The organism is Saccharospirillum salsuginis, from assembly GCF_014651855.1.
GTDB lineage: Bacteria > Pseudomonadota > Gammaproteobacteria > Pseudomonadales > Natronospirillaceae > Saccharospirillum > Saccharospirillum salsuginis.
This window is the reverse complement of the sequence record NZ_BMXR01000003.1, coordinates 30,987-43,981: the sequence shown is the minus strand read 5'-3', so window position 1 is coordinate 43,981 and position 12,995 is coordinate 30,987. Positions and strand designations below refer to the sequence as shown.

Sequence of the window (12,995 nt, the reverse complement as noted above, 5' to 3'; positions counted from 1 at the left end):
GGCTCGACAGCCGCCTTGCCCGTTCGCGACGCACAGTGTGACCAATGTCCGGTTTTTGCGTCAAATCAAGGGTTTAGGTCAACACTTCAGGCCTTGAAATAGGCCCCGCTTTGGCTAATGATGCGCCTTTCTTTCAGCCAGCATCGAGTCCGTTTTTCTATGAGCAGCATCGAACACCGTATTGCCCAGGAACTGAACGTGGGCGCCGCCCAGGTGACCGCCGCCGTGGCCCTGTTGGACGAAGGCGCCACCGTCCCCTTCATCAGCCGTTACCGGAAAGAGGTGACGGGCGGGCTCGATGACACCCAGCTGCGCACCCTGGAAGACCGGCTGCGGTATCTGCGCGAACTGGAAGACCGGCGCGCGACCATCCTGGCCAGCATCGACGAGCAAGGCAAACTCACCGACGAACTGGCCAAGGCCATCGGCACGGCGGACACCAAGACCGAACTCGAAGACCTCTATCTGCCGTACAAGCCCAAGCGGCGCACCAAGGGCCAGATCGCCATCGAGGCCGGTCTGGAGCCGCTGGCCGACGCCCTGCTGGCGGACCCGACGCTGAATCCGGAACAGCAGGCGGAACAGTATCTGAACCCGGACCAGAATATCGCGGACACCAAGGCCGCCCTGGACGGCGCCCGCGCCATCCTGATGGAACGTTTCGCCGAGGACGCCGGCCTGATCGGCAAGCTGCGCGAATACCTCTGGCAACACGGCGAGATGCAGGCGCGTCTGGTCGACGGCAAGGAAGAGGAAGGCGCCAAGTTCCGCGACTATTTCGAACACAACGAGCCGATCAGGAAAGTCCCCAGTCACCGGGCGCTGGCCATGTTCCGTGGCCGCAACGAGGGCGTGCTGCAACTGTCGCTGGTGCTGCCCGGCGAGGAGCCGCGCGGGGGCAGCCAGGGCGAAGTGCTGGTGGCCGAACATTTCGGGCTCGAAGACCAGAACCGGGCGGCCGATCGCTGGCTGTCCGAAGTCGTTCGCTGGACCTGGCGCGTCAAGCTGCTCACCCACATCGAAACCGACCTGTTCAACCGGGTGCGCGAGGCGGCGGAGCAGGCGGCCATCGATGTCTTCGCCAAAAATCTGAAAGACCTGTTGCTGGCGGCGCCGGCAGGTCCCAAGGCCACCATCGGCCTGGACCCGGGGCTGCGCACCGGCGTCAAGGTCGCCGTGGTCGACGAGACCGGCAAGGTGGTCGACCACGGCGCCATCTTCCCGACGCCGCCGCAGAACAAAATCAAGGAAGCCGAGCAGGTGCTCGTCGCGCTGTGCGCCAAGCACAATGTCGAATTGATCGCCATCGGCAACGGCACCGCCAGCCGGGAGACCGAGCGTTTTGTCAAAGACGTGCTCAAGGCTCATCCGGAGATCAAGGCCCAGTCGGTCATGGTCAACGAGTCCGGTGCGTCGGTGTATTCGGCCTCCGAGTTCGCCGCCCGGGAATTCCCCGATCTGGACGTCACCATTCGCGGGGCGATTTCCATCGCCCGTCGCCTCCAGGATCCGCTGGCGGAACTGGTGAAGATCGACCCCAAATCCATTGGCGTCGGCCAGTACCAGCACGACGTGTCCCAGGTCGCGCTGGCGCGTCAGCTGGACGCCGTGGTCGAGGACTGTGTGAACAGCGTCGGTGTCGACCTGAACACCGCCTCGGCACCGCTGCTGACCCGGGTGTCCGGCCTGAATCAGACCATCGCCGGCAACATTGTGTCCTTCCGCGACGCCAACGGCGCCTTCCGCAACCGCAAGCAGTTGAAGGACGTCTCCCGGCTCGGCCCGAAAGCGTTCGAGCAGGCAGCGGGCTTCCTCAAGGTGGTCGGCGGCGAAAACCCGCTCGACGCTTCCGCCGTGCACCCGGAATCCTATTCGGTGGTCGAGCGCATCGTGGCGACCTCCGGCCGGGCCGTGAACGACCTGGTTGGCGACAGCCGCTATCTGCGCGGTCTGAAACCGGAAGACTACACCGACGATCAGTTCGGTCTGCCGACGGTCACGGACATCCTGCGGGAACTGGAAAAGCCGGGTCGGGATCCGCGTCCCGAATTCAAGACCGCCGAATTTCAGGAGGGTGTCGAGAAACTCACCGACCTGCGTCCGAACATGATTCTCGAAGGGGTGGCCACGAACGTCACCCATTTCGGCGCTTTCGTCGACGTCGGCGTTCACCAGGACGGCCTGGTGCACATCTCCGCGATGAGCCACCAGTACATCGACGATCCGTCCAAGGTGATCAAGGCCGGCGACATCGTCAAGGTGAAGGTGATGGACGTGGACGTACCGCGTAAACGCATCTCCCTGTCCATGCGGCTCGACGACGAAGCCGGCGCCGACAGCAAAGCCGGTGGCAAGGTTGAAGGAAAAACCGGGGCTGGACGCGGCGGTAACGGCCGTTCGCGCGGTTCGCGTCCTTCAAAGGCCGAAGAACCGACCGCCATGGCCGCTTTGATGAAAGAGGCGATGAAGAAAAAGGGCGGCCGGCTCTGATAAGCTACCCTCTTGGAGGGCGGTCGCTTGAAGTTCTTCCGACCGCCCCCAGAACGGCATCCAGTCTGAAATGAGGAAGTCCCCTTGCCGACCCTGACCCGCCTGGGCCAACTGGCCGACCTGAACCCCCAATGGCTGCAGTTCAATCGCGGTATTGAACGCGAAACCCTGCGAGTGGACCGCGACGGCTGGATCGCCCAGACACCGCACCCCGCCGGCCTGGGATCGGCCCTGACCCACGATTCGATCACCACGGATTACTCCGAGGCGCTGCTTGAATTCATTACGGCGGTGCACGCCAGCCCCGAACAGGCGCTGACCGAGCTGGGCCAATTGCATCGTTACACCTACAACCATATCCCCGGGGAATGGTTGTGGCCGGCGAGTATGCCCTCGGCCCTGCCCGAAGAAGAGCGCATCCCGATCGCCCAATACGGCAGCAGTCATATCGGTCGCCTGAAAACCGTGTATCGCAACGGCCTGTGGTACCGCTACGGCCGGGTGATGCAGACCATCGCCGGTGTACACTACAACTGGTCGATGCCCGATGCCTTCTGGGCCGACTGGGCCGCCCGGGTCGGTTGGAATGGAGACCTTCAGGCCTTCATCAACCAGGAATACTTTTCACTGATCCGCGGCTTCCGGCGTCATTCCTGGTTGCTGCTGTATCTGTTCGGCGCCTCGCCGGCGGCGGACTCGAGCTTTCTGCAGCATGACCATTTCGATCTGGAAAAGCTCTCGGACGACACCGTGTTCCAGCGGTATGCCACGACGTTGCGCATGAGCGATATGGGCTATTCCAACAACGCCCAGGACAACCTCTACGTCTGTTTCAACAACCTGCGGACGTACACGGAAACCCTGACCGAGGCCATTCACACGCCCTACCCGGCCTACGAGAAAATCGGCGTCAAGGTGGGCGACGAGTATCGCCAGCTCAGCACCAACATGCTGCAGATCGAAAACGAGTACTACAGCGACCTGCGGCCGAAGCGGGTCACCCGGACCGGTGAAAAGCCGGTGCATGCCCTGAACGAGCGCGGCGTGGAATACATCGAGGTGCGCTGCCTGGATGTCGACCCCTTCGAGCCTTTCGGCATCGACGAGGAACGGATGCATTTCGTCGACCTCTTCCTGTTCTGGTGTCTGGTTCAGGACAACGACATGATCCCCCGGGACGAATGTTTCCAACTGCGCGAAAACAACCAGCGCGTCGCCGCCAATGGGCGCGACCCGGCTTTGACGCTGTCGGTGAAGGGCGAAGCCGTCGGACTGCGCGATCAGGGCCAGCGGGTGCTGGACTCGATGGCGGCGCTGGCCGAGGAACTGGACGGGTTCAACGGACACGACCGTTACAGCCGGGCCGTACAACACCAGCGCGCGAAGATCGAGGATGCCAGCCTCACGCCTTCGGCTCGCTTCCTGGCGCGTATTCAGGACGTGGGGTCTTTCCGGCAAACGGCGCTGCAATTGGCCGAGGAGCACCGCGAGCGCATGATGGCGGTCGATAACGATGCGGCGGTGTTCGAGACGCTGACCCGGGCCGCGGCGGACAGCCAGGTCGAACAACGCCGCATGGAAGAAGCGTCGAGCGGGGATTTTGACACTTTTCTGGCGCAATACATCCGCCAGTAATTTGTCGTGAATCCGACAATGGCTTACAGACGATTACACTGACGACATAAAAATGTGAACTGGTTCAGCTTTTGAGATTTGGAACGCTGGAAATGTGATCAAGTTGTCTGCATTGGTATGCCAATCGGATATGATTCAGCCAGTAAGTCGACGGAGTTGAGACCAGGATGGAAACCACGCACTGGACGCTGGAAACGCTGAACAAAGCCTACCAACAAGGCTATATGACAGGGTTGACCGGCCGTGGCGCGGAAGAATGCCGCTATCAAAACGACGTGCTCGTAGCCGCCTGGGAGGCAGGCTGGGACGACGGTTACCAACAGCATCAGCGCGCCCGCAAAAAAGACCGCTACGCCAACCCCCAGGGCTCCTTCTCCGCATGATGCCCGTCGGCAATCGCCGCCGACGGCAGCGTCACCCCTGCAGAACCATATCGGTAATGTAAACCTCGCTCACCAGGGGGGCTCCCACCTCCTGATCCAGAATCGCCTGAATGCGCTCCAGCAGCTCCTGCCGCAGTTGCTCACGACCCTCGTGTGTCTTGAACGTCTCGTCCGACTTGGAACTGACCAGCATGATGATCTCATGCCGCAACGCATCGGAATGGGCATTGATGTCCAGAGCCGCCTCGTTGTTTTCGACCACCAGCGACAGAGCCAGCGTCATGTAGCGCAACCGATTGTTGTCGGTGTAGTTGATGGTGAAGTTGGGTTCCAATGGCACATAGATGGTGCCCGCCGCAGGGGCGTCTTCACCGTTTGTGCCCTCCTCCGCCAGAACCGGTCCAGACAGGCCGACGACCAGCAGCAGCGGCGCCAAGCCGAAAACGTGCGCGGTACGAAGCCATTGTTTGATTCGGATCAATCGCATGGAGTATCCCGATCTATAACCTGTGTCCCTAGTGTAGAGTGGATTGCTCCGAATGGCATCGTTACCACAACGTTCCTTCAAGGCCTTTTACTTTATGACCAGTTGTTCCGCTGAATTCGCTGGCCTATAGTGAACAGTCCGAATACGACACCCCGCGATGCGGTGCTCACCGAATCACGGGTACGGACAGACAAACGGGGAATGCCATGTTGGAAAATTGCAAGACAGCGCAGGAACGGTGGGGCGGCACTCACCAGATGATCGACCGCTGGCTCGAGGAGCGTCAGAAGACACTGGTGGCTTTTTTCGACATCTCCACCGAGACCGCGGCCGATCAGCAAACCGAGCAGTTGCAGTTGTTTTGCGGCCTGTTGATGGATTACGTATCGGCCGGTCACTTCGAGGTCTACGAGCAACTGGTGCGTGAAGCCAAGGAATTCGATGACGGCGGGCTGGATCTGGCCAAAGAGCTGTATCCGAAACTGGAAGCCACCACCCAGGTGATTCTCGACTTCAACGACAAGTACGACACCGAGGAACATACCGCCCAACACGTCGACGACCTCCCCGACGATCTGTCCCGCCTGGGTGAGAACATGACCGAACGGTTCGAAATGGAAGACCGGTTGATCGAGCGGCTGCACAACATACATCGAGAACAGGTGGCCTGACGGCCACACCCCTGGGGCGAGCCATCGCCTCCAGAACCGGGAGTAGCCAGCGATGATGTCGAAGTTCACGGCCGGAGTGACGGGTTGGTTCCTCGCCCTGTCCGTCCTGGTGCTCGGCGGCTGTGGCGTGGAAGGCTACGAGCAACGTTGGGAAGTCGCCATCAAAGGCGCCTATCAAGGCTCGCTCAGCCGCGACGGCAATCGCTTGGTCGTCGGCGCCATTCATCACGGCGGCAGCCTCTGGCAAGTCGACCCTCCGGCCCGGCAGTTCGATTGGAATCACCGTCCTGACGGTTACACCGAAATCCTCTACACGGCCTTCTCCCCCAACCGCCAATACGCCATGACCGCGGACTACCACACCCTGGTTTTGTGGGACGTCGAAACCGGTGAAAATGTCTGGTACTGGTCGGCGCCCGCCCGCATCCAGGCGGTCGACCTGTCCGCGGACGGACGCTTCGCTTTGGTCGGTCTCAGCAGTAACCGGGCGGTCCTGTTCGATGCCATCAACGGCGGCATATTGCGCGAATTCGCGCACGGCGGTCCGGTCATCAGCGTGTCCATCGATGCCGAAGCCACCCGCGCCCTGACCGGTTCCGAAGACCTCACCGCCCGGTTGTGGAACGTCCAGAGCGGTGACAACCTGCGCACCTTCTCGATGAGCAACCAGGTTACCCTGGTCGAACTCAGCGACGACGGTCGCCAGGCGCTGATCGCCCCCGCCCGCGAATCGGCCGAGGTCTGGGACATCGCCAACCAGGCCAAGCAGGTCGAGCTGCCGGTCGACGACCATCGCATCTACAGCGCCCGCTTCGAATCCAACAACCGACTCCTGCTGGGCACCACCCATCGTCGCCTGCTGCAATACGACACCCGAACCGGGAAGCGAACCGGCCAATGGGAGATCGGCAACTTCTGGCAAAATACCTATCAATCGGCCACGGTACTTGATATGACCTGGCGTAATGACGGACTATGGGTCATTGGATCGGACGGCTACCTGTATCGTTTCTAGGCCGCCCACAACCAGAGGATCTAACCTTGAGCAGTCGGTTGATGGATACCACGCGAATCAAAACTGAAATCAGCGGCTATACTCCGGTTCGTATATTGTTGAACGCAGGGTGGGAATAGAACGGATGTCAGCCTATACACCGGATGAATCCAAAGCCACGACCCGCGTTATCGCGGCGCCACAGCCTACACGCATCCTGATCGCCAACGCCAAGGGTGGCAGCGGGAAAACCACCATTGCCACCAATCTGTCGAGCCTGTTCGCGAACCGCAATGAAACGGCCGTACTCATCGACTACGATCCGCAAGGCTCCGCCAGCCAATGGTTGCAGTCGCGCCAGTCGGAACGCAAGTCCATTCATGGCGTGGCCGCCTATCGCAAGTCCACGGCCCAGGTCACCCGCTCCTTTCATCTGCGCAACATTCCGGCCGATACATCCAAGGTCATCATCGATACGCCGTCCGGGTTGAACGGATCCCTGCTCAATGAACTGGTGCGCGAGTGCGATATCGTACTGATTCCGGTCACACCCTCGCCGATCGACATTCGCGCCACCACCTTCTTCATCAAGGATTTACTGCTTTGTCCGGCGTATCGTACGACGCCGAAACGGGTCGCCGTGGTCGCGAACCGGGTCCGCAAGAACACCCTGGTGTATTCCAAACTCGAACTCTTCCTGAACAGCCTGAACATTCCCTTCATCGCCACCTTCCGCGATACCCAGTACTATGTACGCGCATCCGAATATGGGCTCGGCTTGCATGATCTGGACAATGCCCGTCAAAACGATTTGTCGGACTGGCAAAAACTGATCGACTGGATCGATCAGGACTGACAATCGTCACGGTGAATTGCAATCCGGTCTCTACGACCATTTTTTTCCAAAAAACCGGTGCAAATTGCCGTCAATCGCTTGAATTTTTTAAACGCCCTGACAATAGTACAGGACACTAGGCAAAGACTGAGGGGATAGACTCATGGCCGCCGCCAAAAAGAAAGCAGTAAGAAAAAAAGCCACAACCCGGAAGACCGCTGCCAAGCGTCGTCCGGCCGCGAAAAAAACCGCTCCTGCCGCCCAGGTAATGGCGTCTCCGGTCGAGTTGCTGAAAACCGAAATCGGCAAGCTGGAACAGGAGTTGGATAAAGCGCGCGACAAGGCGTTGAAAGACGCCGAAAAACTGCGCGACCAACTGACCAAACGCATGGCCACGGCGAAGAAAAACCTGGCGGCGGCAAAAACCAAGCAACAAGCCGCCACCGCACGCGCCAAGGCCAGCGGAACCAAGGCCGCCCTGAATCAGAAAGCCAAGGCCGAGGCGACACTGGACGCCGCCAAATCCGCTGTCGAGTCTCTGAAGACCGAGCTCGATGCCGCCAAGGAAGCGTACCAGGCGTCCAAAGATGAAAAGCAAGCCGCCGATGCGTTGAATAAAGCCTTGGACAAGGTGCGCCAGGCCGAAGCGAAGAAAGCCGAAGCCAAGGCCAAGAAAGCGGCCGCCAAGGCGAAGAAAGCCGCCAAAGCAAAAGCCAAGAAGGCCAAGAAAGCGCCCAAGGCCGCCGCCAAGAAGACCGCAGCCAAGAAATCCACGGCCAAGAAAGCGGCGGCCCCGTCCACCGCGGCCAAGAAAACCACCGCCAAGAAAAAAGCGGCTACCAAGAAGACTGCGGTGAAGAAGACCGCAGCCAAGAAGACGGCCGCTAAGAAGACCACAGCGAAGAAAACCGCCACCAAGGCTGTTGCTGGTAGCACCGCTAAAAAGGCCGCTGCCAAGAAGACCACGGCCAAAAAGGCGGCCACTAAGAAAGCGGCACCGAAGAAAACCGCAGCCAAGAAGTCCGCCGCCAAGAAAACAGTCGCTAAAAAGTCGACGGCTGCGAAGAAGCCTGCGGCCAAAAAAGCGACGGTAGCCCCTAAGGCCTCTCCCGCCAAAGCTGAAGCGCCGACACCGGTTGCTCCCAAGGTGGAGCAAAAGCCGAGCACGGACAAACCCGAGGAGAAACCGTCCGCGCCCAAGGCTCCGGTAACTCCGTCCGAACCGCCCAAGCCGTCCAATGACAAGGCCGGTGAAAAGCCTGCGGACAACCAGGATACAACCCAGAAGGACAAGGATGACAACAAGCCGCTGGTGAACACCGTCCCCTCCGGTGAAGGCCGCAGCCTGTTCGATCCGAAAAAAGACGCCTGATGTCTTACCCGACGGAAGCGGACCTTCCGCTTCCGTCGGTATTCCGCCTTATCCGCTATCCTATCGACCGTACCCAGTCCACGACTGTTTGTTGCTCGTCCAATCGCCAATGCCGGGCTAGCCTCGCGGCGCTGCGCGGCATGTCGGTGCCGTTCTCATCCAGACATTCGGCCAGCAACGCCAGGTCGATCTGTTCCAACTGAAGCTCCCAACGCAGGGCGGCATCCCGTCTCGGGTCATCACGATTCAATCGATAGCGGAGCCGACGCACGCGGCGTAACAGCGCCCGGGGTCGGCCGGTTTCGATCCGGTACCAGCGCCCCAGGTCCAACCCCTGGTCGCGATCCCGGGCAAACGCCAACAGCAACAGGTCGTTGACGTGGATGCCGTAGCTATCCTGCCAATGCAACAGAGACGATTGAGCGCGTGGATACACGTCGAGTGCGAAGCGCCACAAGGGGTGATGGTTCAGCGAATCCATGATCGATCCAGGTAATGCCGAGGCTCTTAGAGACACTACCACAGAGCATTGGTAAACTCCGCGCCATGATCAAACTATCGAACATCACCATCCAGCGCGGTGGCAAACCGTTGCTGGATCAGGCATCCGCCACCTTGCACGCGGGTGAGCGCGCGGCCGTGATCGGTCCCAATGGCAGTGGCAAATCCACCTTGTTCCAGGTCCTGCAGGGCGACCTCGGCCTGGACGGTGGCGAAGCCCGGGTACCGGCCAATTGGCAAATCGCCCACATGGCTCAGGAAGTCGATGCCGTCGACCGGCTCGCGCTCGACTTCGTGCTGGATGGCGATACCCATCTGCGCTCGCTGGAAGCCGAACTGGCCGCCGCCGAAGCCACGGGTGACGACGATCGTATGGCGCACGCCCTGGGGGCGCTGGACGCCTACCAGGCCTTCCAGAAGAGCAGCCAGGCCGAACAGTTATTGATGGGTCTCGGCTTTCAGGTCACCGATTTCAAGCGTCCGGTGTCGGACTTTTCCGGCGGTTGGCGGGTGCGACTCAATCTGGCGCGGGCGCTGATGGCGCCGGCCGACCTGTTGTTGCTCGACGAACCGACCAACCACCTCGATCTGCATACCTGTTACTGGCTTGAGCGCTGGCTGCAGCGTTACCCCGGAACCCTGCTTTTCATTTCGCACGACCGGGATTTCATGGACGGCGTCGCCACCAGTGTCCTCAGCCTGGAACAGGGCGAACTGGTCTCCTATCGCGGTAACTACACCCAGTTCGAGCGGCAGAAAACCGAGCGGTTGCGGTTGCAGCAGGCCGAGTACGAGAAACAGCAAGCCCGTGTCGCCGAGATTCAGAGCTTCGTCGATCGTTTCAAGGCCAAGGCCACCAAGGCCAAGCAGGCCCAGAGCCGCGTCAAGATGCTCGAGCGGATGACGCTGACCGCGCCGGCGCATGTGGATAACGGCTACAACCTCAGCATCCCCTGCCACGACAAGGTCTCCGACCCGCTGATCAGCCTGAGCCAGGTCAGTCTGGGGTATGGCGACCGGCCGGTGATCGAGGACGTCAAACTGACGTTGCACCCGGGAATGCGTGTCGGCTTGTTGGGGTTGAACGGTGCCGGCAAGTCGACCCTGGTGAAAGCCCTGGCCGGCACGCTGGAGCCGATGAAAGGTGATCTGATTCGCGGTCAGCACCTGCACATCGGCTACTTCGCCCAGCACCAGTTGGAGTCGCTCGACAGTTCGGCCAGTGCCATGGAGCACCTGCGCCGGCTCGACCCGACCGTGCGCGACCAGGAACTGCGCAACTTCATCGGCCGCTATGGGTTTTCCGGCGAACGGGCCGACGAACCCGTGGGGCAATTCTCCGGGGGCGAGAAAGCGCGCGTCGCCCTGGCCCTGATCGCCTGGCGCAAACCCAATGTCCTGTTGCTCGACGAGCCGACCAACCACCTCGACCTTGAAGTTCGCGACTCGTTGAACTTCGCTTTGCAGAGTTACGACGGCGCTGTGGTTCTGGTCTCGCACGATCGCTACCTGTTGAACAACACCGCCGATACCTTCTGGTGGGTCCACGACGGTCGCGTGACCGAGTACAGTGGCGATCTGGACGACTACTTTCAGATGTTGTTGAAACAGCCGGAGACATTGAAGCGGCGCGAGACCGAGGTGGCGGCCCCCACGGTGGATAAAAAGACCCTGCGTCAGCAGAAGGCCGCCGAGCGCGAACGTTTGAAGCCCCTGATGCGCAAACTGAAAAAGATCGAGACCGATCTGGACAAAGCCCAGCAGCGGTTGAACGACATCGAGAACCAGCTGGGCGACACGTCACTGTACGAGGAAGACCGCAAAGACAGCCTCCAGGCCCGGCTTAAGGAGCAGGGCGAATGGCGCGAAACGGTGGACGCCCTGGAGCAGGAGTGGTTGAGCCTGTCCGAGGAGTTGGAAGCGGCGGAGGCATCCACATAATCTGTGGATAAGTTGTTGGATAAGCTTTGTGCACATTGCCCCGAGGCCCGTCTTCAACGCCTTCGCCGATTCTGGTCTAAAATTAGACGACGCTGAAAAGCCCATGAAATCAAGGGTTTATGGGTTGACATTCAAGCAGTACCCGAGAAATAGCGGCCTAAGTGGCCACTGTGTGAAAATGTGAATAAAACGAATTGTCAAGCCTGATGTTCAACCAGGGTGTCGCATTTGTCCCCCTGGATGAAGGCTCCGATACCGACTGGAGAATCCAATGAAAGACGAGAAAACCGAACAAAAGCTCGACCCCGTGGCTGACCGTCTGGTCAAGGGTCGCAAGATCCTGATCTGTGAAGAAATCGACCAGGAAATGGCCAAGAAGGTTATCGGCCAGCTGCTGGCCATGGACGAGGAATCCCACGACGACATCACCCTCTTTATCAACAGCCAGGGCGGTCACGTCGAAGCCGGCGACAGCATCCACGACATGATTCAGTACGTCGATTCAAAGGTGAAGGTCATCGGCACCGGCTATGTCGCCAGCGCCGGCACGCACATCTTCCTCGCCGCCGACAAGGAAGACCGCTACTGCCTGCCCAACACCCGTTTCCTGATCCACCAGCCCTCCGGCGGTGTCGGCGGCCAGGCGAGCGACATCGCCATCCAGGCCGAACAGATCATCCGCATGCGCGAACGCCTGGCGCGGATCATCAGCGAAGCCACCGGCCAGCCCATCGAACAGATCCGCAAGGACATCGAACGCGACCGTTGGATGACCACCGATGAAGCGATCGAGTACGGGATTGTTAAGAAGGTGATTCGGTCGGCGAAGGAGATGGATTGATCGCCGGGTGTTGGATTACGCGCTGACGCGCTAATCCAACCTACAAATATTCCGGGTCAATTCACACGGTAGGTTGGATTAGCGCGTCAGCGCGTAATCCAACAATACTCAACCACCAAGGAAGCCCCATGCGCTATAGAAGGAACTTCGTAGCGGGCGGCCGTTATTTTTTCACGGTCGTGACCCACAATCGACAACCGCTTCTCACAACCGACGACTCAATCAACACCCTCAGAAACGCCCTTCGACATGTTCGCCACAAGTACCCGTTCGAATTGGACGCGATGGTTGTATTGCCGGACCACCTCCATTGTATTTGGTCTCTCCCAATAGATGATGCGGACTTTGCTCGGCGTTGGAGACTGATCAAAACCTGGTTCTCGAAACACTCTGAGGTTGGTAAGGCATCACAGTCTTCAGTCTGGCAACGTCGATATTGGGAGCATACGTTGCGTGACGATGAGGATGTCGCCCGTCATGTGGATTACATCCATTACAACCCCGTGAAGCATGGGTATGTGGCACGAGCCGGTGATTGGCCGTATTCGAGTTTCCGGAAGTTTGTGCGGTTGGGGGTGTATTCGGAAGAATGGGCGGTTGAGCCCGGGCGTTTGGAAGGGGTTGGTTGGGAGTAAGGGTCGGGATGTTGGATTACGCGCTCACGCGCTAATCCAACCTACTCTTAAGGTTACTACCGGCGCCAACCGTAGGTTGGATTAGCGCGTGAGCGCGTAATCCAACAATGCAATTCAGCCCGGTATCTATACCAAAAGCCGACCCGTAGGTTGGATTAACGCGTATGCGCGTAATCCAACATTACAATTCGGCCTGCCATCCATGCCGGC

General features: G+C 59.8%; 12 protein-coding genes. 10 read left to right on the top strand and 2 right to left on the bottom strand.

What is annotated here, in order from left to right; translation table 11 throughout:
- The first annotated feature begins 159 nt into the window (after positions 1 to 159).
- The 3 genes from IE111_RS06400 (at position 160) to rmf (ending at position 4,508) form a co-directional block, all read left to right on the top strand.
- Positions 160 to 2,490: a Tex family protein gene (locus tag IE111_RS06400; protein ID WP_189607694.1), complete on the top strand. Its 2,331-nt coding sequence runs from the start codon at positions 160 to 162 to the stop codon at positions 2,488 to 2,490.
- 84 nt (positions 2,491 to 2,574) lie between these two features.
- A complete protein-coding gene (gene gshA / locus IE111_RS06395) occupies positions 2,575 to 4,125 on the top strand; it encodes a glutamate--cysteine ligase (protein ID WP_189607693.1) in 1,551 nt (516 codons plus the stop codon).
- A 167-nt stretch (positions 4,126 to 4,292) separates the two neighbouring features.
- The gene (gene rmf, locus IE111_RS06390) at positions 4,293 to 4,508 is read left to right on the top strand and encodes a ribosome modulation factor (RefSeq protein WP_189607692.1); all 216 of its coding nucleotides are present in this window, start codon (positions 4,293 to 4,295) and stop codon (positions 4,506 to 4,508) included.
- Between the two features lie 31 nt (positions 4,509 to 4,539).
- Here rmf and IE111_RS06385 read toward each other — a convergent pair whose 3' ends face one another.
- Positions 4,540 to 4,995, bottom strand: a complete 456-nt coding sequence (locus IE111_RS06385; protein WP_189607691.1) for a flagellar basal body-associated FliL family protein — start codon at positions 4,993 to 4,995, stop codon at positions 4,540 to 4,542.
- 206 nt (positions 4,996 to 5,201) lie between these two features.
- Between IE111_RS06385 and rsd the strand changes: the two genes are divergently transcribed.
- From rsd to IE111_RS06365, 4 genes are all read left to right on the top strand, one after another.
- Positions 5,202 to 5,666 carry a sigma D regulator gene (gene rsd / locus IE111_RS06380; RefSeq protein ID WP_189607690.1) on the top strand — a complete coding sequence of 155 codons (465 nt, stop codon included), beginning with the start codon at positions 5,202 to 5,204 and terminating at the stop codon, positions 5,664 to 5,666.
- Between the two features lie 52 nt (positions 5,667 to 5,718).
- Positions 5,719 to 6,681 (top strand): WD40 repeat domain-containing protein, encoded by a 963-nt coding sequence (locus IE111_RS06375; protein WP_189607689.1) that lies wholly within the window; start codon positions 5,719 to 5,721, stop codon positions 6,679 to 6,681.
- A gap of 124 nt (positions 6,682 to 6,805) precedes the next feature.
- Complete coding sequence (locus IE111_RS06370) at positions 6,806 to 7,516, top strand: nucleotide-binding protein (RefSeq protein ID WP_189607688.1); 711 nt, start codon at positions 6,806 to 6,808, stop codon at positions 7,514 to 7,516.
- A gap of 142 nt (positions 7,517 to 7,658) precedes the next feature.
- Positions 7,659 to 8,867 (top strand): histone H1-like repetitive region-containing protein, encoded by a 1,209-nt coding sequence (locus IE111_RS06365; RefSeq protein WP_189607687.1) that lies wholly within the window; start codon positions 7,659 to 7,661, stop codon positions 8,865 to 8,867.
- Between the two features lie 55 nt (positions 8,868 to 8,922).
- Here IE111_RS06365 and IE111_RS06360 read toward each other — a convergent pair whose 3' ends face one another.
- Positions 8,923 to 9,348 carry a DUF2390 domain-containing protein gene (locus IE111_RS06360; RefSeq protein WP_189607686.1) on the bottom strand — a complete coding sequence of 142 codons (426 nt, stop codon included), beginning with the start codon at positions 9,346 to 9,348 and terminating at the stop codon, positions 8,923 to 8,925.
- A gap of 65 nt (positions 9,349 to 9,413) precedes the next feature.
- On the opposite strand from IE111_RS06360, the gene IE111_RS06355 reads away from it, so the two are divergent.
- The 3 genes from IE111_RS06355 to IE111_RS06345 all read left to right on the top strand — a co-directional run bounded on the left by IE111_RS06355 (position 9,414) and on the right by IE111_RS06345 (position 12,785).
- Positions 9,414 to 11,309, top strand: coding sequence for an ATP-binding cassette domain-containing protein (locus tag IE111_RS06355; protein ID WP_189607685.1), 1,896 nt, complete (start codon positions 9,414 to 9,416; stop codon positions 11,307 to 11,309).
- Positions 11,310 to 11,580: 271 nt separating this feature from the next.
- Complete coding sequence (locus IE111_RS06350; protein WP_189607684.1) at positions 11,581 to 12,150, top strand: ATP-dependent Clp protease proteolytic subunit; 570 nt, start codon at positions 11,581 to 11,583, stop codon at positions 12,148 to 12,150.
- A 128-nt stretch (positions 12,151 to 12,278) separates the two neighbouring features.
- A complete protein-coding gene (locus IE111_RS06345) occupies positions 12,279 to 12,785 on the top strand; it encodes an REP-associated tyrosine transposase (RefSeq protein WP_189607683.1) in 507 nt (168 codons plus the stop codon).
- The last annotated feature ends 210 nt before the right edge of the window (positions 12,786 to 12,995 follow it).